Source organism: Paramicrobacterium fandaimingii (genome assembly GCF_011751745.2).
GTDB lineage: Bacteria > Actinomycetota > Actinomycetes > Actinomycetales > Microbacteriaceae > Paramicrobacterium > Paramicrobacterium fandaimingii.
The window spans coordinates 2,903,411-2,928,529 of record NZ_CP061170.1; the positions used below are offsets into that span (position 1 = coordinate 2,903,411).

The window sequence follows — 25,119 nt, forward strand, 5'->3', positions numbered from 1 at the left end:
ATCCTTCATCGTTGGGGAAGTGTTTAAGAGATTAGATGACTTAGTGACTAGTGTCAATGGTTGCGTTCGTCGCAGGGCGATCAATGCGCACGCGCCGCCGGAGGTACTCGACGAGAGCGACGGCGAGCGCGATGCCCCACAGCGGCCACAGCAGCTCGGGCCCGACGGTCGCCCAGTTCTCTCCGAGCGGGAACGTCCCCGTCGAGACAACGCGAACGAACATCACTCCCCCGGCGAAGATCGCAAGCCCGCCGATCGTGACGGGAACCGCAGCGAGGGCGATGGGAACTCGTCGGCCACCAAGACTCGGCACCCATCGCGGCAGACGCTCGCCCCACCGTTGCACGAGACCGAGCGTCAGCAACGCGACAGCGGTTGCCACGCTCGCGAGGCCGAGGCCGATTGTCCAGAGCCCCGATTCCTGGCCGTCTGCCAACATTTGGTCTGAGATGCCTAGTGGAATGCCGGCCGCCCAAGCGAACCGCACAGCGGCGTAGATGAGCGGAATGGCGACAGCGACGGCAACCGCCGCCTTCGCGAGCGCGGAGGGACGTCGCCCATCAACCGCGACGATTCGCCCTGCGGGCGCCCGCACGGCCGCAGCGATCCAGATGGCCGACCCCAGCAGCATCGCGAGTTGCAGAATCAGCGGGGCGTTGAGCGGCACAAGGCGAAAGCTGAGCGCATAACCGATCACAGCCATGACTTTCGCATCGGCGACGATAACGGTGGAGAACAGCGCGAGCACCCCAGCGAAGACGGCGAGAACGGTGACGGGCGGGGCATCCCGTCGCGTAAGAGCCGTCGCGGCGATGCCAACGCCGACAATGCCGACCACGCAGATCAGCAGCGACGCGACAGTGGTTGGCAGAGCGTCAATCAGCGCGGCGAAGTCCGCGGCGATGAAGGTGCCGAACGGAGCACCGACAATGCCGGTTATCCAGAGAACGGATGCTGTTGCAAGGCCAAGTGACCAGATGAGCGCAGCAATCAGAGTAATGCGGCTGCGACGGTGCTGGGTGCCCGACTCACGGGCTGGGATGTGAGGTGACGTATTCATGATTCCAGCGTCGCGACAGACGTACCGCGAGTCTCCCCCTGCCCGGGGGAATACGCGTGCCGCACGGGGGAATTCAGCGCGTATCGTCGCGAGACTCGGCGGTATTGGGTTCGATGAACCCCGATTCGTATGCGGCGATCACAGCCTGCGTGCGATCTCTAACTCCAACCTTCATCAGGATGCTTGCCACGTGCGACTTCACCGTCTCCGCTCCGACAAAGATCTCGTCCGCGATCTGCGCATTTGACAGTCCGCGAGCGACACGGCGCAGCACATCTCTCTCCCGTTCGCTGAGATGTGCCGCAGAGAGCTTGTCCCCGTGAGATCCCTGCCTCGCGGCGAACCGGCGAATGTGCGCCGGATAGAGGAGCGATTCGCCTTCGGCGACGATCTGCACGGCGCGCACGAGTTCCATGGGCTCCGCGCGTTTCACGACGAAGCCGTCAGCCCCGGCCTTGAGCGCCTCGTACACGTGATCGTCGCTGTCGAACGTGGTGAGAATGAGCACGCGCGGCCCGCCCGGATGCTGACGGAGGCGCCGTGTCGCCTCGATGCCGCTCACGCGCGGCATCCGCACATCCATGACGAGCAGATCGGGCGCGAACTCGTCGACGAGGCTCTGCACGTCATCACCATCCGCGCCCTCGCCGACGACGCTGAGGCCGGGTTCTGCCTCGAGAATGGCGCGCAACCCGGCGCGGACGAGAGGCTCATCGTCAACGAGCGCAAGGCGAATGCTCATGCGGCACTTCCCGTCGGCCCTCGGGTGGGCAGAACGGCTGTGAGCCGCCATCGGCCATCACCTACCGTCACGTGGCACTCCCCACCCAGCACGATTACCCGCTCGCGCAGGCCGACAAGCCCTCGGCCGTCGATGGCGCGAACGGCAGCCGTCTCATTGTCGATATGAATACGGAGATCGTCCCCCGAAAGCGCAATCTCGATGCAGACGCGCGGAGTCGCGGCGTACCGCAGCGCATTGGTCACGCCCTCCTGCACCACACGGTATGCCTCACGGCCGAGACTCGCGGGCAACCGCTCTGGCTCGCCCTCCATCGCAAGCTCGACGGCAAATCCTGCCGCACGCGTCTCCTCGGCGAGCAACCCGACGTCGCCGAGCGTGCGCGTATCGGCGGCGCGATCGTCACGCGCCCCTTCGCCGTCGCGCAGCACCGAGAGCACATAGTCGAGTTCGGCGACGGCGCTGCGTGACACTCGCTCAATCTCGGCGAGCGCCGCCCTCGCAGCATCCGGATCATGCTCTATCTCACGGCGAGCGACAAATGCCTGCATCGTCGTCACGGTGAGGGCATGACCGACGGAATCATGCACGTCGCGCGCGAGCGCCCCACGTCGCTGCGCTGCCGACGCTGCCTCCGCGTCGCGGGCCCGCTGCTCGTCGCGCGATGGCCCGAGCAGCAGCGCCGCGTACCACGGCAGCAAGTAGCACGCGCCGATGGTGAACCCGACGATGAGTGCTGAGGCGACGGCACCGAGGGCCAGCGCCGTCGCTTCATCGACAACGGCGACGGCGAACGCATCGCGCATCAGCTCGGCACCCGCCCCCGTTCCACCAAGCCCATCGCCGATCAAAACGACGAGCAGGGGAAAGACAAAGGCGATTCCGAGAATCAGGATGCCGCCAGAGGCGATGTGCCCGGCGAAGAAGAGTGCGCCACGCGCCGTGTCTGAGAACTGTGCCCTGACGCGTGGTTCAGGCACAGAAATGTCGAGAAGCTGCGACGCGACGGTGCGTTCAAGAGCGCGCGTCACGGGGAGTATCGCTGGCACGATCAGCAACACACCGACGGCAACGCTTGACCAGCGGGCGTACCAGGCTGCGTCGTCGCTCGTCCACAACGCGACGGCCCAGATGACGATCGCGCCATACGGTATAGAGACAAGCCCTCCGATGAGCAGCACGAGCAGACGACGCCATGAGGCTCCGACAAGCAATGTCGCCTTCGTATGACCGGTCACGAGTCCATCGTGCCCGACAACGGCAAAGGGCGCTTCCCCCGCGCGGGGGAAGCGCCCTCAACTCGGTCAGACCGAGACGACGGTGAGCTGATCGCCCGCGGCGTCGAAATCGACGCGCACCGTGTCGCCATCGTGAATCTCGCCCCCGAGAATCGACGTCGCAAGTCGGTCGTCGATCTCCTTCTGCATCAGCCGACGCAGTGGGCGCGCTCCGTAAATCGGATCGTAGCCGCGATCCGCGAGCCACGACCGTGCATCAGGCGTGACCGCGAGGTCGAGACGTCGTTCGACAAGTCGCCGCTGCAATCTGTCGATATAGAGCTCGACGATCTCGCCCAGCTCCTCCTGCGTGAGCGTGGAGAACACAACGATGTCATCAAGACGGTTAACGAACTCGGGCTTGAACGCCTGGCGCACGAGATCGTGCACCGACTGCTCCTTCTCTTCCCACGACAGGCTCTGATCCACGAGAAACTGCGAGCCGAGGTTCGACGTGAGAATCAGGATGGTATTGCGAAAGTCGACGGTGCGGCCCTGACCATCGGTCAGCCGTCCGTCATCGAGCACCTGAAGCAGCACGTCGAACACCTCGGGGTGCGCCTTCTCAATCTCGTCGAGGAGGATCACCGAATAGGGGCGACGGCGCACCGCCTCCGTGAGCTGGCCTCCCTGCTCATATCCGACGTATCCGGGAGGGGCACCGACGAGACGTGACACCGTGTGCTTCTCGCCGTACTCCGACATGTCGATGCGCACCATCGCCTTCTCATCGTCGAAGAGAAATTCCGCGAGCGCCTTGGCGAGCTCGGTCTTGCCGACGCCCGTCGGGCCGAGAAACATAAAGGACCCCGTCGGGCGGTTCGGGTCCGAGATTCCCGCGCGACTGCGCCGAACGGCATCCGCAACGGCCGACACTGCGCGCCGCTGCCCAATGAGACGCTTGCTGAGCTCCGATTCGAGGTGCAGAAGTTTCTCGGTCTCGCCCTGCAGAAGTCGGCCGACGGGAATGCCCGTCCACGCGGCGATGACAGCGGCGATATCGTCATCGGTGACCTGCTCGTTCACCATGCGCGGCTCGTCAGGCTCGCTCTCGTGCTCTGCCTGCTCAAGCTGCTCGGTCAGCTGCTTGATCGTCGTGTACTCGAGCTTCGATGCTTCGGCGTAGTTCGCTTCGCGCATCGCCTTGTCGCGGGAGGTCTTCGCCTCATCGAGCTTCTTCTTGAGGTCTCCGACCTTGTTGAGCCCTGTTCGCTCTCGCTCCCACCGCGCCTGAAGGTGCGACAGCTGCTCCTGCTTGACCTCGAGCTCCTCCCGCAGCTTGGCGAGGCGCTCTTTCGAGACGTCGTCTTTCTCTTTCTTGAGGGCGAGCTCCTCGATCTTCATGCGGTCGACCTGGCGCTTGAGTTCATCGATCTCGACGGGCGACGAGTCGATCTCCATCTTCAGTCGGCTCATTGCCTCGTCGATCAGGTCGATCGCCTTATCTGGGAGCTGACGCGATGTGATGTAGCGGTTGCTGAGCGATGCCGCAGCAACGAGCGCTGCGTCGGTGATCGTGACACCGTGGTGCGCTTCGTAGCGACCCTTCAGCCCACGCAAGATCGCAATGCTGTCTTCGACGCTGGGCTCTCCGACGTACACCTGCTGGAAGCGACGTTCGAGTGCGGCATCCTTCTCGATGTATTCGCGGTACTCGTCGAGGGTTGTCGCGCCGATGAGGTGCAGCTCGCCTCGGGCAAGCATGGGTTTGAGCATGTTGGATGCCGCGACGGAGCCCTCTCCGCCACCAGCTCCCATCAGCAGATGGAGCTCATCGACGAAGGTGATGATCTCACCCTCGGCATCATTGATCTCTTTCAGAACGCTCTTGAGGCGCTCCTCAAACTGGCCTCGATACATTGCTCCGGCGACAAGCGCCGAGATGTCGAGAGAGACGAGTTGCTTGTCTTTGAGCGACTCGGCAACGTCGCCGGCGACGATGCGCTGAGCGAGCCCTTCGACGACGGCCGTCTTGCCGACGCCGGGTTCGCCGATGAGCACGGGGTTGTTCTTGGTGCGACGCGTCAGCACCTGGCTGACCCGACGAATCTCGGCATCTCGCCCAATCACGGGGTCGAGCTTGCCCGCTCGAGCAATTTCGGTGAGGTTGACGCCGAACTGCTCAAGTGCGCTCTTGGCGTCCTCCTGCGTGGAGGGCGCACCTTGCATGTTTGCCATGTGTGTCCTTCCTGCCTGCGCAGATCACTGTTCCTGAAAATCAATGGTGAAATCAAAACTTGAGTCTTTCATGCTCAACTTTACCGCGAGACGGCCCGCAATGCCAGTTTGCAGGCGTCTCTTTGGCAGATTTTCCGCCGACCCGTAATGTGTGGGCATGACAACCCCGGCAGATGCGGCGCTGCTCGCACGACTCGACAGCCAACGACAGCACGTACTCGGCATCGTCGAGGGGCTCGATAACGAGGCGATGGAAAAACGAGTACTGCCCAGCGGGTGGTCGATTACCGCGATGCTGCATCACCTGGCACTTGACGACGAGCGATTCTGGTTTGGCGGCACCGTTGCCGGAGATCGCGCTGTCATCGACTGGGTCGGTTCGGGTGGTGATGGCTGGGACGTCCCGCCACACCTGACGGGGTCTCAAGCGAGGGCACTCTACGAGGATGCGTGTGAGCGCTCGAATGCAATCCTGCTGGCAACATCGTTCGATGCCGCTCCGCGCTGGTGGCCAGACGCGCTCTTCGGCGACTACCGCCTTGCCACCGTGCGCGATGTCGTGCTGCACATGCTGATCGAGACGGCCACACACGCGGGGCATCTGGATGCGGCACGCGAACTCATCGATGGTCGCCAGTGGCTCATCTTCGAGTAGTCATTCACACCCAGCCGTTGCGACGTGCCAGCTCAAGCGCTTCCGCCCGATTGCGGGCGCCAAGTTTGCCGATCGCCGCCGAAATGTAATTGCGCACCGTTGCCGACGACAAATGCAGCTTCTCGGCGATCTCGGAGATCGGAATGCCGCCATCCGACGCCGCGAGCACCTCAGCCTCCCGCTGGCTCAACGAGTTCTCCCCCGCGCTCAGCGCCTGGGCGGCGAGCAGCTGATCGACGACGGTCTCCCCCGCCACGACGCGCCTGATGGCTGCCGCGAGCTCGTCGACCGGATCGTCTTTGACGAGAAACCCGCGCGCCCCGGCATCCATCGCCCTGCGCAGATACCCGGCACGGCCAAACGTCGTGACGACAATGACGGCGGTTGTGGGGCTCTCACGTCGCACATCGGAAATGGCGTCGAGGCCGGACTTCCCGGGCATCTCGATGTCGAGAAGCGCAATATCGGGAGTGTGCTGGCGAACGGCGTCGGCGACGTCGTCTCCGCGCCCAACACCGGCGACGACTCTCAGATCGCCCTCCAGCTCGAGCAAAGTCGTCAGCGCCGAGCGCATCATCGTCTGGTCTTCGGCGATCACAATCGAGATCACGGGGTGTTCCCTTCTCGCGGAACGCTCACCGTCAGCGCGAATCCTCTGGCATCAGACCTGATGTCGAGGGTTCCACCGATGCGCTCCGCACGCTCTCGCATGCCGCGAATGCCCGAGCCCCATTCGGCGGCGACGGCGCCGTGGCCGTTGTCTGCGATCTCCATCGTGTCGCCCGCGTCGTCGGACGTGATGCGGACGGTGCATCGAGTGGCGTTCGCATGCCGCAGAACGTTCGTTGTCGCCTCGCGCACCACCCAGGCGAAAAGCGAATCCACCTGCGGCGACAATGGGGGCGTCGGGCTTGATGTTTCAGCGCTCACCGCGGCATCCCTCATCGCTTCGACGGCGCCGGCCAATTCGTGTTCAAGTGTCAGCTCGCGATACCCGGCGACGGTCTGGCGCACATCGGCAAGAGCTGTGCGCCCGACGTTTTCAATGCCTCGTGCGTGCCCCACGACGGCGTCGGGGTCGGATGCCGCGAGGCGACGAATCGCCTCTGCCTTCACCACGATGACCGACAGCGTGTGCCCCAGCAGATCGTGCAGATCACGGGAGAAGCGCTGTCGTTCTTCGGCAACCGCGAGTCCGGCGAGTCGCCGCCGTGTCGCACGCAGTTCAGCCACCGTGTCGACAAGGTATCGAATGAGGTAGGTGCTCATTCCCGCCATGACACCCGCAAAGCCGAAGAGCAGCGCACGTGAAAGCGACATCGACTCGATGCCTTCGGCAACGGTGCCACTGATCGACAGCGCCATCACTATGCCGGCGGCGTAGCGCAGCCGAATTGTTGTGGCTGCCGCGATCGCGAGCAGTGGATACAGAAAGCTCTGGCCCGATCCTGAGATTACGAACTGCACGATGACGAGTGCGGTCAATACAACGAACGCTGCTTCTGCATACCAGCGCGGCACCTGCCGATACGGCAGCACGACGGTCACGATGTACCAGGCGGCGATCACGACGTAGGCGATCGTCTCTGCGGTGCGCCCGGAGGTGATGCTCGTCACGAGGGGCGCGATCAGCAGAATTGGCAGCCAGACAAGCGCAAACCAAGGACGGCGGCGCATGAGCGGTCCGACCACCCAATCGTCGCAGTCTGCCGTCATACTTCGGTCGGTCATCAGTGTTCTCCCTGAGTTCACGTTACGCGGTCGTCCGCTGGGCGAGGCCGAAGCGCACGGATAAGCGAAGCCCGACGATCAGAACGATTCCCACGACGACGTGCATAATCATCAGCACGCTGAGCACGGCACCAATCGCGCCAGAGAGCGCTGGCCCGCCGAGTGAGAGCACAAGCACAACGGCACCAATCGCTGTCCAGGCGTTCAGGCCCTTCCGTGTGCGCGCCATGATCGCCCGCAGCCCCCAAGCAGCAAGCCCGGCGATAACGACGGATGCCGCTATCGACACCGGCTCAACGGTCCTACCTGCCTGCGGCACGACGAGCTCGAGGCCAGCGAGAGGAACGGCAATTGCCCACACGAGTTCGGCGGCAAGCGCGGCGATCACAATGACCAGGATGCTGGTGAGCGAACGCCGTGCTCTACGGTTTCGCTGTGGTGTCTGAACGGTGGTCTGGGGTGCGGTCATGATGTTTCCCTTCGTTACTTTCGACGATAGGAATGACACGGGTCGTGAAGGCAGATGGCGATATCCCGACATTTGCAGGACAAATGTCCTAGTGCAGGCTGATTATCTGATGACGCGGTGGATGTCATGTCTCGCCCCACGACGTCAAACGTGTGCAAGCGCCAACCGACGACGGCGTTGTCGGCTGCCTGCGAAAAGGGCTTCATCTATTCACGACCGGCCCGAAGCCGATCGGCCACCGGGCACACCTCGTAGCGCTTCGAGCTGTTTGACTCGTGCGTATGGTGTTCCGGGGCCGCCGCGTACGTCAGGTGCGCGGCCCGGTATCTCGATGATCGTCTGGAGGGTCACGGTCGTCGTCTTCGTTGTCTGTGATGCGGCGTCGCCGTCCTAGATACCGTCGGTTCACATACCAGCCTGGTGGGATCAGTCTGGGGTGGCCGTTTTTGTCGCGGGTGAGGGACCATTCGCCGCGTTCCAGCAATCTGTGGTGATACCAGCAGACGATCAGGCCATTTGCAACATCTGTTCGGCCGCCGTTTTCCCACCGTTGCACGTGATGCGCTTCACACAGCCACGCCGGAATGTCACAGTCCGCGGCAGCCGCGCAGGTGTTCCCATCACGAGCAATCAACGCCAGACGCTGCTTCGCGGTGGACAGCCGTTGCGCGGTCCCGAGGTTGAGCACGTCACCATGCTCATCAATGGTGACGTTCATCGTGTCGCCATCGCACTGCATCTGTGTCACAAAGCTCATCGGTAGCGGTGCTGGTGTTCCCGGTGACCAAGCTGCACCGGTACCGGCGTCGAGGTCCTCGTTCTTCACCGTCACCATCACCGTGGGACCGCGGCCGTGGAGTTTCGGTGTGGACGTCATCTTCCCCACACCGGCGATCATCGCGGTGAACGCGTCTGCGCGTTCCTGCGGCTTCGACCGGGGTTCTGGTTCTTGGCCGTGCGCGGAGAGTTCCTCGGTTTCCATGAACGTCGGCGACGTTCTCTTCGACATGCACGCATCAAACACCGGTGTCACGATCGCTGCCTGCTCCGGTGACAGTGTGCCGGTGATCTTCATCGATCCGTCGTCTTGGTGTTTGAAGACCAGTTTGCGTGCCTCATGGAGTTCTTCTGCTGTGGGTTCGACACCGTCAGGGTCCAGAGCAACACGAAACACGCGGGCCTGCCCACGTATGGCATCTGCGGTGAGTGGCACTTCACCGTATGCACCGGTGGCGTTGCCGATCAGTGTCGCTTCGGCCCAGTCGATCTGCTCTGGTGCCACCCGAGGAAGAATCGGTGCGAGAGTGCTGGTGATCGACTCGGCAACATCCAGACCAATCGTGCCTTGGGCGAGTGCGTCAGCGGTTTGAACGAACACGGGCTCGAGCGGTAGTCCGGTGTCGGAGACTCGCGGTGTGGTGTGTTTGGCGAGTTTCGTGTATCGGTATGCGGTGGAGTTCTTCGCCCCCGTGATCGTCTCAAACAGCGCTGTGGGGCTCTTCGCGCCGTGACGGGCAGCCAAACCATCAAACCCCGCATCCGTGTCAGAACGGCGTGCAATATCTCCCACATTGGCGACTTGGCGGCCTTCGACAAGGCGGGTGATGTTTCCCAGGACGCCGACGTAGTTCAGAAGCGCATTCGCGGAGAGTTCCGTCGGGTCGATCGACGCAAGCTCAGCCACACCCGCCAGAGCATTATCAGCGGCACGCGCAGCGACAGCATCCGGACCCTCTTCGGGGTCGAATGCTGATGCCACTGCTGCGTTTTGCATGACTGAAGTCTGCCACCGACCACTGACATTCCATCGACACAAATCCCCGGTCAAACCACCTATTGTGGATAACTCGCAAAACTTTCCACCTGTGGACGAAGAAGCGACGACGTCGAAGAGAGAAGATATCGGTTTCGGCGCCTTTTCAATCTATTCACGAGAGTCGACGCGGGCCGGTTTCGTGCCACGTGTGCGCCGCAGCCCCGTGGACGCGACCGCCCCGAGAGCGAGGAAGACCCCGGCCGCACCGAGTGAAATGCGCGTTGCATCTGCCATTCCTGTTGACAGCGCAGCGACGACATCCGGTGCCGCAGCGCTGAGCTTGCCATGGGTGCCCTCCTCACGCAGCGGAGCAATCGTGCCGCCCGCCGCACTGACAGTCGCGTCAGAGATCGACGTCGCCTGCTGCGAGGGCAGACCTTCGACAGCATCCAGGTGCACCGGAATCACTCCGGCAAGCGACGCCGCGAGCACCGTTCCGATCACCGCCGTCCCCAGCGCCGACCCCACTTGCCGCACGGTGCTCTGCGTCGCAGAGCCCTGGCCCGATTGTTCCACCGGGATATCGGCGAGCACCGTTCCCGTGAGTTGCGCCGAGGCGAGCCCAAGCCCAAGCCCGTAGACGACGAGCACCGCGGCGAGAAGCCACAGCGAGATGGATGCCGTCAGAACGAACACAAGCACAATGACGGCGATCGTCTCGAGCACGAGTCCGATCAGCACGGTTGTCGGAGCCGAAAAGCGAGCGGCGACGTGCCGCGCCTGAGCGCCAGCGACAAACGCGCCGAGCCCCATTGCGGCGAGCGCGAGTCCCGCCTGAAGCGTGGTGACGCCCAGCGCATTGACGATGAATAGAGGTAGCGCGAAAAGCAGCCCGAACTCCCCGATTGCCACGCAGAGGGCGACGAGGTTGCCCCAGCGGAACGTGCGCACACGAAACAGACTGAGGTCGAGAATCGCCGATCGTGCGTGCCCTGCACGGCGCAATTCCCAGAGCACGAAACCGACGAGGGATGCCGCGCCCAGCAGCAGCGCGGGAGGGACCGCCGAGATCGCGGCATCCGTTCCCCAGGTCCACGAAAAGATCGTGAGCTCAGACGTCGGCGCCCACCAGCCAAGTGACTCCCCCTCGATGAGTCCGAAGACCAGCAGCCCAAAGCCGGCAACGCTGAGCAGCAGACCGCCGACGTCAAGCCCGGGAACCTCGATCTTCTCGCGCGATTCATCAACGGTGAGCAGAACCCCCACGATGAGCATCGCGCCGAGCGGAGCGTTGACGATGAAGATCCACTGCCACGTGAACGACGTCGTAATCCACCCGCCGACGAGCGGTCCGAGAGCGGCCATGCCCGAGATCACGGCACCCCACACGCCGAACGCAATCGCGCGGTCTTTGCCACGGAATGTGGCGTTGACGCTTGAGAGCGTCGTCGGCAGAATGAGCGCCCCGCCAACGCCTTGCACAACCCGCGCGCCGATCAGTGTTCCCGCCGATGTGGCAAGGGCCGCGATAGCGCTGCCCGCGACGAAGACGACGATGCCGATGATGAGAAGTCGGCGCCGGCCGAACCGATCTCCGAGGCGCCCCGTCGTCAGCAGCAGCGCGGCGAACACCACAGAGTAGATGCCGTTCACCCACTGCGCCTCACTCACCTCGAGGTCGAGATCGGCGATCAGCGTCGGAAGGGCGACGCCGACGATCGTGCCATCGAGCACGATCATCGACAGCGATGCCGCGAGCATCCCGAGGCCGATCCACCGTCTTTTGCCCGCCGTCTGCTGTGTGCTGACCGATGACATCGGTGCTTCTTTCTGCCGGAGACAACCCGGCACACTCAGAGACTACGCACTCGAGGGTGGTGGGGCATCGATCAAAGGACGCATTCGCACACGACGAGCGATGTTTATGTTCCCCGGTGTTTACTCCGCGAGCTCAGCGGTAGACAATGCAAGAAAGCGGGACGCAGCGACGCTCTTGGCGTGCAGCGGGGTCGCGCGAAGGGAGCACCATGACCGCGCGATTCGTGTACTGGATGAACGTCTCTGTCGACGGCTACATCGAGCGAGACCCCGGCGAAGACGGCGGAGGCGATTGGATGCTGATCACGGAAGAGCTTCACCGTGAGTTCAATTCCCGGGCGCAGGCCCTCACGATGATGGTTCAGGGTCGCTCGGTCTACGAGATCATGGATCCGTTCTGGCCGAACGCGCGCAACGATTCGTCATTGCCGGATTACCTGCGCGAGTATGGCGAGATCTGGACGACCAAGCCCAAGGTGCTCGTCTCACGCACACGAACCACGGCCGATCACAACACCCGGGTCATCGGAGGCGATGACGCGATCACTCAGCTTGCCGAGCTTCGAGCAGACAGCGATGGTGACATCGGTGTCGGCGGCGCAACGCTGGCGACGGCGCTGCATCGCGCCCACCTGCTCGATGAGCTGCTCTTGTTCATTCACCCCGCCTGGCTGGGGCGCGGTCGTCCGTTGTTCAACGACCCGCCCCCACAGCTGACGCTCGATCTGCTCGAGCATCGCCTCTTCGAGGGCGGGGTCGCGATGCATCGGTACGCCGTGGCGTGACGCCCCGGCTCAGCTCTGCTGCGGCACCCAGTTGCGGTAGCTGAACTGGGCGGCGCGGTGCTCGGGTGCAACACGGTCGCCCTTCTCCTGCAGTTTGTTCCGCAGCGTTCCCGGAGTGTATTCAGTCTGGTAAGCACCCCGTGACTGCAGAACGGGAATCACGTGCTCAACGATGTCTTCGAACGTGCCGGGCGTCACCGCGTAGGCGAGGTTGAAGCCGTCGACGTCTGAGTGCTCAGCGATGTCCTGAAGCTGGTCGGCGATCTCCTCGCCGCTTCCCACGATGTACGGGCCGAGGCCGCCGATCGCTCCCTGCTTCGCAATGTCTCCGACCGTCCAAACGGTGCCATCGTCAGCGCCGCGCTGCACATTGGCGACGGCGGACTGAATGGCGTTGCTCTTGACGTTGCCAACGGGCTCGTCAAGCGAGTACTTCGACAGGTCGACGCCCATCCACCCCGAGAGAAACACGGCTGCGCCCTCCGGGCTGGCGTAGCTGAGGTAGTCCTCAAACTTCGCCTGCGCCTTCTCGGGCGTCGCGTCGGTGATCACGGTGATGAGCGCGTAGATGCGAGCATCGTAGCGCCCGCGCCCAGCCGCTTCGAGGCCGTCGCGAATGCGCGTGACCGTCTCTTTCAGCCCATCGTTCGTCGAGTTGGCGATGAAGATGGCCTCGGCGTTCTCTGCGGCGAACGTCACGCCGCGGGGTGAGGCACCGGCCTGGTAGATCACGGGCGTGCGCTGCGGGCTCGGCTCGGAGATGTGGATGCCGGGAACCGTGAAGTTCTTGCCCTCGTGGCCGATCTCGTGCACCTTGCTCGGGTCGGTGAACACGCCCGACTCACGGTCGTATTGCACGGCGTCGTCTTCCCACGAGCCTTCCCACAGCTTGTAGAGCACCTCGAGGTACTCGTCAGCGTAGTCGTAGCGGTCGTCGTGCTCCATCTGGTCGTCGTGCCCCATGTTGCGCGCAGCGCTGGGCAAGTACCCGGTGACGACGTTCCAGCCGACGCGGCCCTTCGTCAGGTGATCGAGCGTCGTCAGGCGGCGGGCGAACGGATACGGATGCTCGTATGCCGTTCCGGCGGTCACGCCGAAGCCCAGGTTCTCGGTGACGGCGGCCATCGCCGAGACGAGCAGCAGCGGGTCATTCACAGGCACCTGCGCGCCGTGCTTGATTGCGCCCTCGTTGCTCGAGCCATAGACGTCGTAGGTGCCCAGCACGTCGGCGATGAACAGCCCGTCGAACTTGCCGCGCTCCAGCAGCTGGGCAAGGTGCGTCCAGTACTCGATCGTATTGTACTCACGCGAGCGGTCGTCTGGATGCCGCCACAGACCGGAGGACTGATGAGCGACGCAGTTCATGTCAAAAGCGTTGAAGCGAATCTGGCGGGTCATTCACCAAGGATGCTCCGCCTGACAGCATCCGTCACCTTCGACGTTTCACATTTCGTCACAGTGCGCGCTGCGATCGGTCCGAGTTAGGCGATGACGCGCTCGTAGATCTCGATCATGCGCGCTGTCTGCGCGCTCTGGCGCAGCGTGTCGGCGGCGCTCGGCGAAGGTCGGCTGAGCTCACCGGATGCTGTGGAGTCGACGAACCGCGTGATCGTCTCTGCGAGCGCGTCGATCGAATCGTTCTCGGGTTCGACGTAGACCCCTTCGGGAAGTTCGGCTGCGATCTTCGGGTCGCACACGATCGACGTCGTTCCCAGCGCCGCCGCCTCGAAGACGGTCATGCCCTGCGTCTCGAAGCCGATGGAGGTCTGCGCGAGCGCATCGGCGTCGGCGATTGCCGCGAGCGCCTCCTGATACGGCACTTTTCCGGCGAAGACGACGCGGTCGCGCAGCTTGTGCTTCGCGACGAACTCTCGCGCCTTTGAGAGCAGAAGTCCCTGGCCGTAGAGGCGCACCTCCGCATTGACTCCGGATCGCTTGATTGCCTGAAGAAACTCGAGAATGCGCTTTTCGTGACTCATTCTGCCCATCCACACGAGGCTGGGGCGCGACTTCTTCGCGTCAGGGTCGCGGCTGTCAAGCACCTGGTCGATCACCTCGTCGTCTGCTCCGGTGCGCACGACGTCGATCTCTTGCGCAACGCCCTTCGTGCGAAGAAGCGCCGCGAAGTGATTGCTGGGCGCCGTAACAGCATCCGCTCTGAGGGCGAGCTCGTTGAGGTAGCGCCAGGCGTCTGGGCGCAGCAGCGACAGCTGGCCGCCGAGCGAACGCCCTTCGATGGCGAGCAGCATCTTCGTGACGACCTTGGGAAAGGGGACGGTCTTGCGCAAACCGAACTCCATGTTGTTGTGAAACGTGAGCACAACGGGAATGCTGTGTCGCTGGGCAAATCGGAGCCCGATGGCGGCGCCCCAGAAGTCGCCCTGAATGTGCACGACGTCGGCGGGGCCGCGACGAGCCATCTCAGCGTCAAGTGCGCGATCGCTTCGACGGCCGGGGCGTGTCAGCGCGTATTCGCGGTCGAAGGTGATGGGAAACGACGGGAGGTCGACGTAGCAGGGGTCTTGCGGGTGCTCGCGATGCATGCCGGGGGCCACAATGGTCACCCGGTGGCCGGCCTTCTCGAGAAACTTCTTCTGCAGTCGAATCGAAACCTGCGCACCGCCAAGCGACTCAGGATGCTGGTCAGTCGCGATCATGATGTGCATTGTCAGCTAACAATACCGGGCGCCCCTTCGCCTCGACCGTGAGTTTCGCCCAGAGCGTGCCCTCACCGCAGACCCGCGTGCCCGAAGCGCGCGCTACGCCGAGCGCAGTTCAGGCACGCCTTCGCCGTCTCGTGGCGGAGCAGGGGGCGTGCCGTCGCCGAACGGGCGGCCGCCCAGCTGCTCGCGACCGTGCGGGGTGAGCCAGGGCCTCTCGTCTGGGCCGACGGGAACGATTCCGCTCGGGTTGATGTCGCGGTGCACGACGTAATAGTGCGCCTTGATCTGCTCGAAGTCGATCGTGTCGCCGAATCCAGGAGTCTGGAAGAGGTCGCGCGCATACGCCCACAGCACCGGCATTTCGGCGAGCTTCGAACGGTTGCACTTGAAGTGCCCGTGGTACACGGCGTCGAAGCGCGCGAGGGTTGTGAACAACCGCACGTCAGCTTCGGTAATGGTGTCCCCCACGAGAAACCGCTGCCGTTCGAGGCGCTCGCTCAGCCAATCGAGACGTTCGAAGAGTGCGGTGTACGCTCGCTCGTACGAATTCTGAGACCCCGCGAATCCCGCCTTGTACACACCGTTGTTCACGTCGTGGTAGACGAGCTCGCTCACCTCATCGATCTCGTCGCGCAGCCCCTCGGGGTACAGGTCAGGTGCCCGCTCGCGGTGAAACTCTGCCCACTCGGTTTCGAAGTCGAGTGTGATCTGAGGGAAGTTGTTTGTGACGACGGCACCGCTGGCGACGTCGACGATCGCCGGAACGGTGATTCCGCGAGGGTAGTCGCTGAAGCGCGCAAAGTAGGCCTGCTGCAGCCGCTCGATGCCCAGCACCGGGTCAACGCCGCCCGGATCGAGGTCGAAAGTCCAGCTTCGCTGGTCGTGCGTCGGCCCGGGAAGCCCGAGCGAGATCGCTCCCTCGAGCCCGAGGAGCCTGCGCACGATTATCGTGCGGTTTGCCCACGGGCACGCGCGCGCTGCGATAAGGCGATACCGTCCGGCCTCGACCGGCCAGCCATCGCGCCCGTCGCGCGTAATGCGGTCTTCAATGTAGTTTGTGTCGCGATCGTAGGGCCGCCCTGGCTCTACGTAGCGCGCGTCAGCATCCGTCGAATCAGCCATGTCTCGACCATACGTCGCAATCACTGGGCGTCGAGCTTGTCGACGGCTTCGATCAGCGTTCCCTGCACGAACGTCAGCCAGTCATACATGCCGCGCAGCGATTCGACGTCATCGTCGGTGAGCTCTGCGATGAGTTCGTCCGTCGGCTCGGCGATGCGCGAGTCGAGGCTCAGCCGCAGGTCGGTGAGCGACCGCATCCATCGAAGTGCCTGTTCGCGGCCGATGCGCACCTCGGTCGTCGTTCCCATCTGAACGGGCAGCGCACCCTGATCGCGGAACGTCTCGAGAACGGCGTCGGCATCTGCCTTCTTGGCGAGCGCGATGTCGCCGATGGTGAAGCGCCTGAATTCCGAAGCCGCCTCCTCGTCGTTCATGTAGGCGGGCGGGAAAAGCCGGTCTCCTGCCGCGTCATCGATCGCGCCTCCCGATTCGACTCCAGCGATCAGTGAGCGCAGCTGCTCGGTGAGGTTTGTCAGAACCGAGACCTCGATGTCGTCAAACTGCGCCTCGACGTGGTCTCCTGACCGGCGAAAAGCCTTCATCACCCGCCCGCCTTCTGCAGCGTTGCCATGAGACCGTAACCGTGCATTGCGGTGACATGCCTCTCCATCTCTTCGCGCGTACCGCTTGCGACAACGGCGCGGCCGTCATTGTGCACAGTCAGCATCAGCCGCTCAGCCTTCTCGGCGCTCATGCCGAAATAGCTGCGGAACACGAACGACACATAGGTCATCAGGTTCACCGGGTCGTCCCAGACGATCGTCACCCAGGGCGAGCCGAGCGTCAGCTGCTCGTCGAGTCTGGTGTCTTCGTCGGTCTGCGGCATACCTCTATGCTGACACCTCTCGGGCCGCGAAGCATCCGTCTTTCCCTCAGGTTTCAGCCCGCGGTCAGATCAACCCGACGGCAGTACCGGATGCCGCCGAGCGATGCGCCGCCTCGGCAATGCGCACGGCCGCGAGGCCGTCGATCGCCGTCACCCGGGTCGGCGCACCATCGGTAATCGCGTCGGCGAAGTCGCCCAGCTGGGCGAGATACGCGTCGCCGTGCGCGGCGGCCGACTCGGCGTCGCGTTGGGCCGTTGAGTCGTCATCGATCGATCCGGCGTCGCCCTCAATGCGAAAAGTGGCACGAAATCGCGTGTCGGCTGGCCCCCATCGCCCCGTCACCTCGGTCACCGCACCTCCGACGTGCGTGAGAGTCACACGCGCTTCGACGAGCTGCGGAACGACACCGTCGACCGTTTCGGGGTTCTGCGTCGCCTCGACGCGCTGCACGTCCCCGAACATCCAACGCGCCTGGTCGTAGTCGTGAATGAGAAAATCCACGAGGATGCCGCCCGAGGCAGCGTCATCGTCGAACCATGAGCCTCCGGCCGGTGTCGCAGCCTCGCGAGTGAACTCCGCGCGGGAAATTCGTCCGAGGGCGCCGGACGCAACTGTCGCGTGCGCTGTCGCATAGGGCTCCATGTATCGCACGACGTGGGCGGGAAACAGCGGAATCTCCGCCGCTTCGGCCGAGCGCACGAGGTCCCGTGCGACGTCGGCCGTGCGCGCGAGTGGCTTTTCGCACACGATCGGCAGGTCGGCCGAGATCGCCGCGCGAATCTGCTCGGCGTGGTACGGCGTCGGCGACGTGATGTCGACGATCGTCGCGTCGCGCAGAAGATCGTCAAGGGATGCCGCGGCCGTCACGCCGTGCTCGGCGGCAAACGCCTCTGCCGAACGCGGCGACCACACGACGATGTCGAAACCGAGCTGCTTCCACGCCGCGGTGTGCGTTGCCGCCATGAAACCAGCGCCGATGAGTCCGATCGTGTGCTGTGCCATCGACGCTCCTTCGCTTGAAGCCAACGTAGCAGCGCGACGCCGAGGCGACGCGCGCGCAGCTGCGCGAGTCGATCGGTGTCTAGTCCGTGGAGAGCTTCTCGGCGAGCATCACGATGATGCCGCTCGGTCCGCGCACGTATGTGAGCTTGTAGACGTCTTCATACGTCGCCACGCCCCGAAGCGGTCGGCAACCGTGCTGTGCCGCTATCTCAAGAGCCTCGTCGATGTTGTCGACGGAGAAGGCAACGCGGTGCATGCCGATCTCGTTCGGCAGAGTCGGCAGCGTCTGGATGGCATCTGGGTGAACATATTCGAAAAGCTCAAGCTGACCGGACCCATCAGGAGTCTGGAGCAGTGCGATCTTCGCGTGGTTGCCATCAAGTCCGACAGCGGTGTCCGCCCACTCGCCGCTGATTTCGTCCCGCCCGACCACGGTGAGCCCCAGATCGCTGAAGAATGAGATTGTTTCTTCCAAATCGCGTACGGCGATGCCAACGTTTTCCATTGTGATGCCCATGGGTCGCACTGTATCGAGCTGTGCCGTTCAACTCCAGTGGCGAATCGGGCGAACAATTCTTGAACGACAGAAGCATGAATCTTGGGGGTCGAGCATAGTCGAGCGACGTGCTCAAGATTTGCGCGCAGAGTTTCCCTCGATGAAGGGTTTCTCCCGTGCAAATCTCTTCTACATGCGTCGGTTCGCGCATGCTTGGAGCGATCAAAAGGCAATTGTCCAATGATCTGTTGAACAATTGTTCTCTGGTCACATCGCCGCTCGATCACCACCTGTCAGCAGCCATCAAGGCGGCGCCGATGAGTTCGATCGCGTGCAGTGACATCGAGGTTCCTTCGCTTGACGACAACGTTGCCGTGCGCTCGCGGCAACGGAGTGCGGAGCGGCCGAACGGTGCGAAGTGTTGGTTATCACACGCAGTACCAACACTTTGGTATAGATGTGTTGGTAAGCTTGAATCATGCCCACAGATCGACTTCCCGGCGAGATCCGGATTTCACCTCTCAGCCGAGAGACTCGTCAGTGGCGCCCCCGGAATCCGGGCATTTTTTCGCACGCCGAGGTCAAACGACAAACCGGCACGTATGAATCAGCAGTTACCCCCGCCATTCATGAGTGGACGCCGGAACTCTCTGGCGAGGATGCCACAAACATTGAGGAGGCTGCCCTCGCACTCGCGGACTTCGACCGCCATGCGCTCACTCGCCTGGGGCAGAATAACCCGGCACTGGGCCCCATGGCGGCGATTCTGCTCCGCACGGAAAGCGCGTCAAGCAGCCAGATCGAACTGCTGACGACGTCGGCGAAGCAACTTGCACTCGCTGAGATCGAGGAGGGAGACAAAGCCAACGCGCTTTCTGTCGTTGGCAATGTTCGTGCAATGGAAGCCGCGCTTCGACTCTCAGGCGTTCTCGATTCAGACTCGATCCGGAGCATGCACCGTGAGTTGATGGCGCACGACCATCTGTTCCGGGATGAGGCCGGAACGTATCGACAAGAACTCGTCTGGATCGGCAACCGAGACAATGCCGGTCCGATTGGAGCAGAGTTCATTGCCCCGCAGCACACCCGAGTGTCGAGCGCAATCGACGACCTCATTCGGTTTATGCAACGAACAGACATTCCAGTGCTCGTGCACATTGCCGTCGCACACGCGCAGTTTGAAACCATCCATCCGTTTTCAAACGGCAATGGACGCACCGGACGAGCACTCGCCCAGGCGCTACTGCGCAACAAAGGCATGGCTACTCACACCACGGTACCGATTTCGGGGGGCCTGCTTACGGACACGCGCACGTATTTTGCAGCCCTCAGCGCATATCGCAACGGAGATGCTGGCCCCATCGTGCGCAGATTCGCTGACGCGTCTCGCTTCGCAGCGGTGACCGGACGTCGTCTTGTCGATAACCTGCATGATCAGCTCGAAGGCGACCGCGCGACGCTCGCGGGGCTGCGCCCGCAGTCCGTGGCGTGGCGAGTGCTCCCCCTGCTCATTGGACAGCCCATCGTCAACACCAAGTATCTGATGAACGCTCTCCACGTAAGCGATATGAGCATCCTTCGCGCTCTCTCTGTTCTGACCGAACGTGGAATAGTCGTAGAGCGCACGGGACAATCTCGAAATCGCGTCTGGCAGCACAACGGAATCCTGGGCGTCCTTGACGAGTACGCCAACGACGCCAGACGCACTGCCCAGTAACGAAACCGCAGGTGTAATTAGAGATGAGGGAATCACCGGCGAGAGCGAGAGCAGCGCCGAGCGAATGCGCGGTCTCGACGCCATCGCGGTGCCACGCGGCGTCCCGTGGGTCTCGCTGTGCCGAGCCATTCCACTCGGTTCTCGCAGTGAGTTCCGCAGACCGTCGGGTCGGGGCGTGTCGGAGGTAAAACGTACCGTGACGCCATGACTGCCCTCATCCCAGACGAATACACGGCCACTCTCGACGAGCCCAAACGGCATGGGGCGACGTGCTCAAGATTTGCGCGCAGAGTTTCCCGCGATGAAGGGCTTTCCCCGTCACTCTCGCGCGTGGCGAATGCGCTCGAAGGTCACGAAGTCGAAACCGTCGTGCGATTCGCGTGTCGATTCACGCCAATCGGCGTCGTTCCATTCGGGAAACAGCGTGTCACCGTCAGGCTCGGCATCGATGAATGTCAGTTCCATGCGGTCGGCGAGATGCATCGCCTGAGCATAAATCTGCCCGCCGCCGACGATCGAGATGCGCGCATCACCCGCGAGAGCGAGAGCAGCGCCAAGCGAATGGGCGACGCCGACGCCGTCACGCTGCCACCCGGCATCCCGTGTCACAACGACCGTGCGACGCCCGGGCAGAGGCCGACCGATCGAGTCGAACGTGCGACGCCCCATAATCATCGTCGTGCCGAGCGTCACTGCTTTGAAGTGCTTGAGGTCGTCGGGCAGGTGCCAGGGCATTCCGCCTTCCGCACCGATCACCCGGTTTCGGCCCATGGCCGCAACGAGCGTGACGGTCATACCGCGATCGGCGCCTTGATGCTGGGGGCCGCTTCGTAGTTCTCGAGTGTAAAGTCGGCGATCTCAAAGGAGTCGATCTGCGTGCGCTCAGGATTGATGCGCATGGTGGGCAGCGGCCCTGGCTCGCGCGACAGCTGCAGCTTCGCCTGCTCGAGGTGATTCACGTAGAGGTGAGCATCGCCGAACGTGTGAACGAATTCGCCCGCCTTCAGCCCGGTGACCTGCGCGACCATCATGGTGAGAAGCGCGTACGAGGCGATGTTGAACGGCACACCGAGAAAGATATCGGCCGAGCGCTGATACAGCTGGCACGAGAGCGTGCCGTTTGCGACATAGAACTGGAACATCGTGTGGCACGGCGGCAGAGCCATGTCGTTGACCTCGGCGACATTCCACGCGTTGACGATGTGCCGCCGTGAGTCGGGGTTTGCCTTCAGCGACTCGATCACTGTCGCGATCTGATCGATGTGCCCGCCGTTCGGGGTCGGCCACGAGCGCCACTGGTGACCGTAAACCGGCCCCAGATCGCCGTTCTCGTCAGCCCACTCATCCCAGATCTTGACGTTGTTCTCGTGCAGCCAGGCCACGTTCGTGTCGCCCCGCAGAAACCACAGAAGTTCGCCGATGATGCTCCGCAGGTGCAGCTTCTTCGTTGTGAGAACAGGAAAGCCTGCCTGCAGATCAAACCGCATCTGGTGCCCGAACACGCTGAGTGTTCCGGTTCCGGTGCGGTCGGATTTTTCGACGCCCTCGTCGAGAACACGCTGCATCAGATCAAGGTATTGGCGCATACCTCCAGCGTAATCGACGGCGCCGACAGATCAGTCGAGTCGACGCGACACGGTCACCGTGAATTTCGCGTTGCGCCCCAGCTGCGTCGTGCGACCGACCAGGCGCTCGAGCTGCGCTCGATACTGCAGATGCGAGTTCCATACGGCGAGCAGCGTTCCGCCCGGTCGAAGCACCCGCCCCGCTTCGGCGAAGAGCTTCAGCGCGATTCCGGCATGAACGGAGGCGCCGATGTGAAACGGCGGGTTCAGCAGCACCGCATCGACGGAGGCATCGGGCTGAGCAGACAGACCGTCGTCGCGCTGCACGGTGACATGGTCGCCGACGCGGTTCGCCTCGGCCGTCAGATGAGCGGATGCTGCGGCGGCCGCCGATTGGTCGGTCGCCGTCACGCGAGCATCCGGTCTTCTCTTCGCAAACTCCGTCGCGAGCACACCCGTGCCGCAGCCCAGGTCGACAACGTCTCGTGCACCGGCGGGAACCGCATCGAGGTAATCGAGCAGAAACCGCGTTCCGACATCGATCTGGTTTCCCGAAAACACGGCTCCGTGTGCCCAAACGGTCAGCCCGAGATCGTCGTGACGGCGCGATTTCGGCCACCGCTGCGGGGCGCCGATACGAGGCGAGGATGCCGTGAGCACACGTGATTTCTGGCGGGCGAGTCCCGCGCTCACTGAGCCGAACGCCGTGCCGAGAACATCGTTCATCGCGGGGGTCATGTGCTTCACCCGACCGCCGGCGAAGACGCGAGCATCCGGCGATGCCGAACGTGCGATCAACCCGGCAATCTCGTCGAGCGCGTCGAGCGACCGGGGAAGCTGCAGCAGAACAACGCGAGCGCCGCTCACCAGCTCATCGTCGAGGGGCCTCAGCTCGACGCGGTCGCTGAGCCCGAGTCGCTCAGCGTTCGCGGCGATGGCCCGCTCCTGCGATAGGCCATCTTGATGCACGCGGATCCCGCCGGCGCCGTGCAGCGCGGCCGCACCAAGCGCGAGGGCACCGTAGCGGTCCCCAATCGCCACGACGTCGCCGACAGCGGCATCCGCCAGCTCTGACGCTGCCGTGTCGAGAACGAGCCGATCTGTCGCATCTGACGCAGAGAGATTCGGTGCTTCGACGTCGGGCCATCGACGCAGCGCGTCAAACGAAAACTCTGTCACGTTCTCAGGCTACGGCGTGCGCGCTCCACCGGCAGCCGAGCGCAGCAGGTGTGCGGCCAACCACCAACTGAGTGAGCCGACGATGACGCCGCTTGCGATCGCCATTCCGATGATGAGAACCGTCTGAAACTGACTCGCGGCATCGGGACTGCCCGCCAAGGGCAAGCGCGCGTTTCCGATCCAGAAGTATGCGATCGCGAAGATTCCGGCCATGATCGACCACGCCACCGAGGCGATGCCCGCCCCGAGCAGCGTTGTGAGGTTCGTCTGGCGTACCCTGCCGAGGCGGAGCGCGAGAAGGCTTGCCCCATAACCGAGCCCGCAGGCGAGGAGGCATCGACCGACAACGACCGCTCCTTGCCAGAGGAGGGTCTCCGTTGTCTCGACGAATTCCTCGCCCGCTCCAACCGCGAGTTGCCATGCTCCGACGTAGAACAATGTCAACACCACGCCGAACACGGTGACGACAAGCACCGTCACGCCGCCGCCGATGAACAGAAACGTCGCACCCCCGGCGAGCTGCGCGCTGAGGCGCTGTCGTTGCGAAAGAGGCAGCTTTGGCGGCATCCGCTGTGGCACCGAACGACCTGGGGGCCACACTGTCGGCGAATACGCCGCGGGCGCGGAGCGCGGATCGTGGGCATTCGACATCGGCAGTCCTCCCTTTTCGGTAGGACCTCACCTTTGCAAACAGCGCAGCGGCCTCGCACGGCAGATCAACACCTTGTGAATAACCGCACCCGACTGCCGACCTGTGGACGACGAAATCAATGGCGCCGTCCGGCGAACCCGCGCCGGGTGCCAGGTCAGATGAAGTACGGCTCTCCCGCGTACCGTTGCGCCGGGTGACGGTCACGCATGCAGTGCGCCATCCACCACCAGCTCAACGCTCCGGTGGCCGCCCAGATGACGATGCTCAACACGCAGTAGATTGTCCCGTAGATCACGACGTTCACGCCCGCAGAATCCTGACTGAGTATCGCGACGAAGAATCCGCCGACAGAGAGAACGATCTGCCCAAGCCACATCAGAATCATCCCCGCGAAGCTGGCGATCCCGAGCCCTGCCCAGGTCATCCCCGTTGCCTTTTTGATGTGTCCGGCTTTGGCGATGCCGATGCTCGATCCGTAACCGGCGCCCCAGATGAGCAGTCCAACGACGAGAGCCAGGACGAAGACCCACCAGAACTCGCCCATCGCATTCAGAAAGTCGAGGATCTCAACAGTGTCACTGTCTTTGTACTCGGCCTGTGACAGCACACCGGCGATGATTCCCGCGATTGCCGACCACCCGAGCACGCACACAACGATTGTGAACCCCAGAGTCATAATGGGGAATCCGAGGGCACCCGACCAAAGAGCTGCCCGTTTCTGAGTGCGGGTAAGTGGCGGACGCGTGCGAGCCATGGGGCGGTACGGTTGATTCGGCAGCGGCGCATACGGAGGGCCAGGTGGCATGCCGGGCCCCTGTGCACCGTGGCCGTATGGCGGATGCGGGTAACCCGGGTACTGGTTCGACACGACCGTGCTCCTGTTCTGCTCGTTCTCTCACTGTCGCAGACGAGCGGATGACTGTCTGTGGGAAGTGGTACCCGTCCCCATAGGCACAGCGCCGGCCACCGAGCGTATCGGTGGCCGGCGCTGTGCGAGCTTTGCTACACGTCGCCGTTTCGGCGCGGTCGCCAGACGACGACTTCCGTGCGCCTCTGCGTGCGTGTTCCGCTTCTCAGAGGAATGACGTCGCCATGCTCGCCTGCGGCGAAAACCCGCCGCCCCTGAGCCTTCAGCACTTGGTCCGCGAGAGCGTTCTCGAGCTCGCGCACACGACCGGAGAGTCGTGTTACCTCATTCTCGAGACTCAGAATGCGGGCGATTCCCTCAAGACTCACGCCTTCGCCGCTGAGGCGCTGCACTTCGCGCAGCTGCTCAACGTCTCGCATGGAGTAGCGGCGAGAACGACCGGCCGTTCGCTGAGGCTGCACGAGCCCGATGCGGTCGTACTGCCGGAGCGTCTGCGGGTGCATTCCCGCAAGCTCGGCGGCGACCGCGATGGCGAAGATCGGTGAGTTCTCGTCCAT

Annotated in this window: 26 protein-coding genes; 4 read left to right on the forward strand and 22 right to left on the reverse strand. The window is 63.4% G+C overall.

Features of this window, described 5'->3' with window-relative positions:
- Positions 1-40: 40 nt before the first annotated feature.
- The 4 genes from HCR84_RS13995 to HCR84_RS14010 form a co-directional block, all read right to left on the reverse strand.
- Positions 41-1,060, reverse strand: coding sequence for a hypothetical protein (locus tag HCR84_RS13995; protein WP_166980036.1), 1,020 nt, complete (start codon positions 1,058-1,060; stop codon positions 41-43).
- 73 nt (positions 1,061-1,133) lie between these two features.
- Positions 1,134-1,802: a response regulator gene (locus HCR84_RS14000; RefSeq protein WP_166980034.1), complete on the reverse strand. Its 669-nt coding sequence runs from the start codon at positions 1,800-1,802 to the stop codon at positions 1,134-1,136.
- Positions 1,799-3,040, reverse strand: coding sequence for a sensor histidine kinase (locus HCR84_RS14005; protein ID WP_166980032.1), 1,242 nt, complete (start codon positions 3,038-3,040; stop codon positions 1,799-1,801). The genes HCR84_RS14000 and HCR84_RS14005 overlap by 4 nt, the downstream gene beginning before the upstream one ends.
- 66 nt (positions 3,041-3,106) lie before the next feature.
- On the reverse strand, positions 3,107-5,257 hold the full coding sequence (locus HCR84_RS14010) for an ATP-dependent Clp protease ATP-binding subunit (RefSeq protein WP_166980030.1): 2,151 nt from the start codon (positions 5,255-5,257) through the stop codon (positions 3,107-3,109).
- 157 nt (positions 5,258-5,414) lie between these two features.
- On the opposite strand from HCR84_RS14010, the gene HCR84_RS14015 reads away from it, so the two are divergent.
- The gene (locus HCR84_RS14015; RefSeq protein WP_166980028.1) at positions 5,415-5,912 is read left to right on the forward strand and encodes a mycothiol transferase; all 498 of its coding nucleotides are present in this window, start codon (positions 5,415-5,417) and stop codon (positions 5,910-5,912) included.
- 4 nt (positions 5,913-5,916) lie between these two features.
- On the opposite strand, the gene HCR84_RS14020 is transcribed toward HCR84_RS14015, so the two are convergent.
- From HCR84_RS14020 to HCR84_RS14040, 5 genes are all read right to left on the reverse strand, one after another.
- Positions 5,917-6,522, reverse strand: a complete 606-nt coding sequence (locus HCR84_RS14020) for a response regulator transcription factor (protein WP_166980026.1) — start codon at positions 6,520-6,522, stop codon at positions 5,917-5,919.
- Positions 6,519-7,643, reverse strand: coding sequence for a sensor histidine kinase (locus HCR84_RS14025; protein WP_166980024.1), 1,125 nt, complete (start codon positions 7,641-7,643; stop codon positions 6,519-6,521). Before HCR84_RS14025 ends, HCR84_RS14020 begins: the two co-directional genes overlap by 4 nt.
- 22 nt (positions 7,644-7,665) lie before the next feature.
- Positions 7,666-8,112, reverse strand: a complete 447-nt coding sequence (locus HCR84_RS14030) for a DUF6069 family protein (protein WP_166980022.1) — start codon at positions 8,110-8,112, stop codon at positions 7,666-7,668.
- A 307-nt stretch (positions 8,113-8,419) separates the two neighbouring features.
- Positions 8,420-9,886, reverse strand: a complete 1,467-nt coding sequence (locus tag HCR84_RS14035; RefSeq protein WP_166980020.1) for an HNH endonuclease signature motif containing protein — start codon at positions 9,884-9,886, stop codon at positions 8,420-8,422.
- Between the two features lie 150 nt (positions 9,887-10,036).
- Positions 10,037-11,686, reverse strand: coding sequence for a DHA2 family efflux MFS transporter permease subunit (locus HCR84_RS14040; protein ID WP_166980018.1), 1,650 nt, complete (start codon positions 11,684-11,686; stop codon positions 10,037-10,039).
- Positions 11,687-11,895: 209 nt separating this feature from the next.
- Between HCR84_RS14040 and HCR84_RS14045 the strand changes: the two genes are divergently transcribed.
- A complete protein-coding gene (locus tag HCR84_RS14045; protein WP_166980016.1) occupies positions 11,896-12,471 on the forward strand; it encodes a dihydrofolate reductase family protein in 576 nt (191 codons plus the stop codon).
- 9 nt (positions 12,472-12,480) lie between these two features.
- Here the strand turns inward: HCR84_RS14045 and HCR84_RS14050 are convergent, their stop codons facing one another.
- From HCR84_RS14050 to HCR84_RS14080, 7 genes are all read right to left on the reverse strand, one after another.
- A complete protein-coding gene (locus HCR84_RS14050; RefSeq protein WP_166980015.1) occupies positions 12,481-13,869 on the reverse strand; it encodes an LLM class flavin-dependent oxidoreductase in 1,389 nt (462 codons plus the stop codon).
- Positions 13,870-13,952: 83 nt separating this feature from the next.
- A complete protein-coding gene (locus HCR84_RS14055; RefSeq protein ID WP_338040101.1) occupies positions 13,953-15,128 on the reverse strand; it encodes a glycosyltransferase in 1,176 nt (391 codons plus the stop codon).
- Between the two features lie 102 nt (positions 15,129-15,230).
- Complete coding sequence (locus HCR84_RS14060) at positions 15,231-16,256, reverse strand: glutathione S-transferase family protein (protein WP_166980013.1); 1,026 nt, start codon at positions 16,254-16,256, stop codon at positions 15,231-15,233.
- 20 nt (positions 16,257-16,276) lie between these two features.
- Positions 16,277-16,798 carry a DUF2017 family protein gene (locus HCR84_RS14065; protein WP_166980012.1) on the reverse strand — a complete coding sequence of 174 codons (522 nt, stop codon included), beginning with the start codon at positions 16,796-16,798 and terminating at the stop codon, positions 16,277-16,279.
- Positions 16,798-17,082 carry an ATP-dependent Clp protease adapter ClpS gene (gene clpS / locus HCR84_RS14070; RefSeq protein WP_166980011.1) on the reverse strand — a complete coding sequence of 95 codons (285 nt, stop codon included), beginning with the start codon at positions 17,080-17,082 and terminating at the stop codon, positions 16,798-16,800. Before clpS ends, HCR84_RS14065 begins: the two co-directional genes overlap by 1 nt.
- A 64-nt stretch (positions 17,083-17,146) precedes the next feature.
- Entirely contained in the window at positions 17,147-18,109 is a 963-nt protein-coding gene (locus HCR84_RS14075; protein ID WP_276511779.1) for a Gfo/Idh/MocA family protein, read from the reverse strand.
- Between the two features lie 55 nt (positions 18,110-18,164).
- A complete protein-coding gene (locus HCR84_RS14080; RefSeq protein WP_166980009.1) occupies positions 18,165-18,602 on the reverse strand; it encodes a VOC family protein in 438 nt (145 codons plus the stop codon).
- On the opposite strand from HCR84_RS14080, the gene HCR84_RS14085 reads away from it, so the two are divergent.
- On the forward strand, positions 18,601-18,825 hold the full coding sequence (locus HCR84_RS14085) for a DUF1016 N-terminal domain-containing protein (RefSeq protein WP_244972498.1): 225 nt from the start codon (positions 18,601-18,603) through the stop codon (positions 18,823-18,825). The genes HCR84_RS14080 and HCR84_RS14085 overlap by 2 nt on opposite strands.
- A 234-nt stretch (positions 18,826-19,059) precedes the next feature.
- Positions 19,060-20,298, forward strand: coding sequence for a Fic family protein (locus HCR84_RS14090; protein WP_166980006.1), 1,239 nt, complete (start codon positions 19,060-19,062; stop codon positions 20,296-20,298).
- A 318-nt stretch (positions 20,299-20,616) separates the two neighbouring features.
- On the opposite strand, the gene HCR84_RS14095 is transcribed toward HCR84_RS14090, so the two are convergent.
- The 6 genes from HCR84_RS14095 to HCR84_RS14120 all read right to left on the reverse strand — a co-directional run bounded on the left by HCR84_RS14095 (position 20,617) and on the right by HCR84_RS14120 (position 25,119).
- Positions 20,617-21,093 carry a dihydrofolate reductase gene (locus HCR84_RS14095; RefSeq protein WP_166980004.1) on the reverse strand — a complete coding sequence of 159 codons (477 nt, stop codon included), beginning with the start codon at positions 21,091-21,093 and terminating at the stop codon, positions 20,617-20,619.
- On the reverse strand, positions 21,090-21,884 hold the full coding sequence (locus HCR84_RS14100; protein WP_166980003.1) for a thymidylate synthase: 795 nt from the start codon (positions 21,882-21,884) through the stop codon (positions 21,090-21,092). Before HCR84_RS14100 ends, HCR84_RS14095 begins: the two co-directional genes overlap by 4 nt.
- Before the next feature lie 30 nt (positions 21,885-21,914).
- Entirely contained in the window at positions 21,915-23,042 is a 1,128-nt protein-coding gene (locus HCR84_RS14105) for a class I SAM-dependent methyltransferase (protein ID WP_166980002.1), read from the reverse strand.
- 9 nt (positions 23,043-23,051) lie between these two features.
- Positions 23,052-23,693, reverse strand: a complete 642-nt coding sequence (locus tag HCR84_RS14110) for a hypothetical protein (RefSeq protein ID WP_166980001.1) — start codon at positions 23,691-23,693, stop codon at positions 23,052-23,054.
- Positions 23,694-23,848: 155 nt separating this feature from the next.
- A complete protein-coding gene (locus HCR84_RS14115; RefSeq protein ID WP_166980000.1) occupies positions 23,849-24,562 on the reverse strand; it encodes a hypothetical protein in 714 nt (237 codons plus the stop codon).
- Positions 24,563-24,696: 134 nt separating this feature from the next.
- Complete coding sequence (locus tag HCR84_RS14120) at positions 24,697-25,119, reverse strand: heat shock protein transcriptional repressor HspR (RefSeq protein WP_166979999.1); 423 nt, start codon at positions 25,117-25,119, stop codon at positions 24,697-24,699.

Excerpts from the sequence above, each read along its gene's own strand:
- HCR84_RS14110 (WP_166980001.1), bottom strand. The coding sequence starts at position 23,693 with ATGTCGAATGCCCACGATCCGCGCTCCGCGCCCGCGGCGTATTCGCCG.
- HCR84_RS14040 (WP_166980018.1), bottom strand. The coding sequence starts at position 11,686 with ATGTCATCGGTCAGCACACAGCAGACGGCGGGCAAAAGACGGTGGATC.
- HCR84_RS14015 (WP_166980028.1), top strand. The coding sequence starts at position 5,415 with ATGACAACCCCGGCAGATGCGGCGCTGCTCGCACGACTCGACAGCCAA.
- HCR84_RS14025 (WP_166980024.1), bottom strand. The coding sequence starts at position 7,643 with ATGACCGACCGAAGTATGACGGCAGACTGCGACGATTGGGTGGTCGGA.
- HCR84_RS14010 (WP_166980030.1), bottom strand. The coding sequence starts at position 5,257 with ATGGCAAACATGCAAGGTGCGCCCTCCACGCAGGAGGACGCCAAGAGC.
- HCR84_RS14100 (WP_166980003.1), bottom strand. The coding sequence starts at position 21,884 with ATGCGCCAATACCTTGATCTGATGCAGCGTGTTCTCGACGAGGGCGTC.
- HCR84_RS14050 (WP_166980015.1), bottom strand. The coding sequence starts at position 13,869 with ATGACCCGCCAGATTCGCTTCAACGCTTTTGACATGAACTGCGTCGCT.
- HCR84_RS14045 (WP_166980016.1), top strand. The coding sequence starts at position 11,896 with ATGACCGCGCGATTCGTGTACTGGATGAACGTCTCTGTCGACGGCTAC.
- HCR84_RS14035 (WP_166980020.1), bottom strand. The coding sequence starts at position 9,886 with ATGCAAAACGCAGCAGTGGCATCAGCATTCGACCCCGAAGAGGGTCCG.
- HCR84_RS13995 (WP_166980036.1), bottom strand. The coding sequence starts at position 1,060 with ATGAATACGTCACCTCACATCCCAGCCCGTGAGTCGGGCACCCAGCAC.
- HCR84_RS14055 (WP_338040101.1), bottom strand. The coding sequence starts at position 15,128 with ATGATCGCGACTGACCAGCATCCTGAGTCGCTTGGCGGTGCGCAGGTT.
- HCR84_RS14090 (WP_166980006.1), top strand. The coding sequence starts at position 19,060 with ATGCCCACAGATCGACTTCCCGGCGAGATCCGGATTTCACCTCTCAGC.
- HCR84_RS14060 (WP_166980013.1), bottom strand. The coding sequence starts at position 16,256 with ATGGCTGATTCGACGGATGCTGACGCGCGCTACGTAGAGCCAGGGCGG.
- HCR84_RS14000 (WP_166980034.1), bottom strand. The coding sequence starts at position 1,802 with ATGAGCATTCGCCTTGCGCTCGTTGACGATGAGCCTCTCGTCCGCGCC.
- HCR84_RS14030 (WP_166980022.1), bottom strand. The coding sequence starts at position 8,112 with ATGACCGCACCCCAGACCACCGTTCAGACACCACAGCGAAACCGTAGA.
- HCR84_RS14120 (WP_166979999.1), bottom strand. The coding sequence starts at position 25,119 with ATGGACGAGAACTCACCGATCTTCGCCATCGCGGTCGCCGCCGAGCTT.
- HCR84_RS14080 (WP_166980009.1), bottom strand. The coding sequence starts at position 18,602 with ATGGGCATCACAATGGAAAACGTTGGCATCGCCGTACGCGATTTGGAA.
- HCR84_RS14085 (WP_244972498.1), top strand. The coding sequence starts at position 18,601 with ATGGGTCGCACTGTATCGAGCTGTGCCGTTCAACTCCAGTGGCGAATC.
- clpS (WP_166980011.1), bottom strand. The coding sequence starts at position 17,082 with ATGCCGCAGACCGACGAAGACACCAGACTCGACGAGCAGCTGACGCTC.
- HCR84_RS14095 (WP_166980004.1), bottom strand. The coding sequence starts at position 21,093 with ATGACCGTCACGCTCGTTGCGGCCATGGGCCGAAACCGGGTGATCGGT.
- HCR84_RS14065 (WP_166980012.1), bottom strand. The coding sequence starts at position 16,798 with ATGAAGGCTTTTCGCCGGTCAGGAGACCACGTCGAGGCGCAGTTTGAC.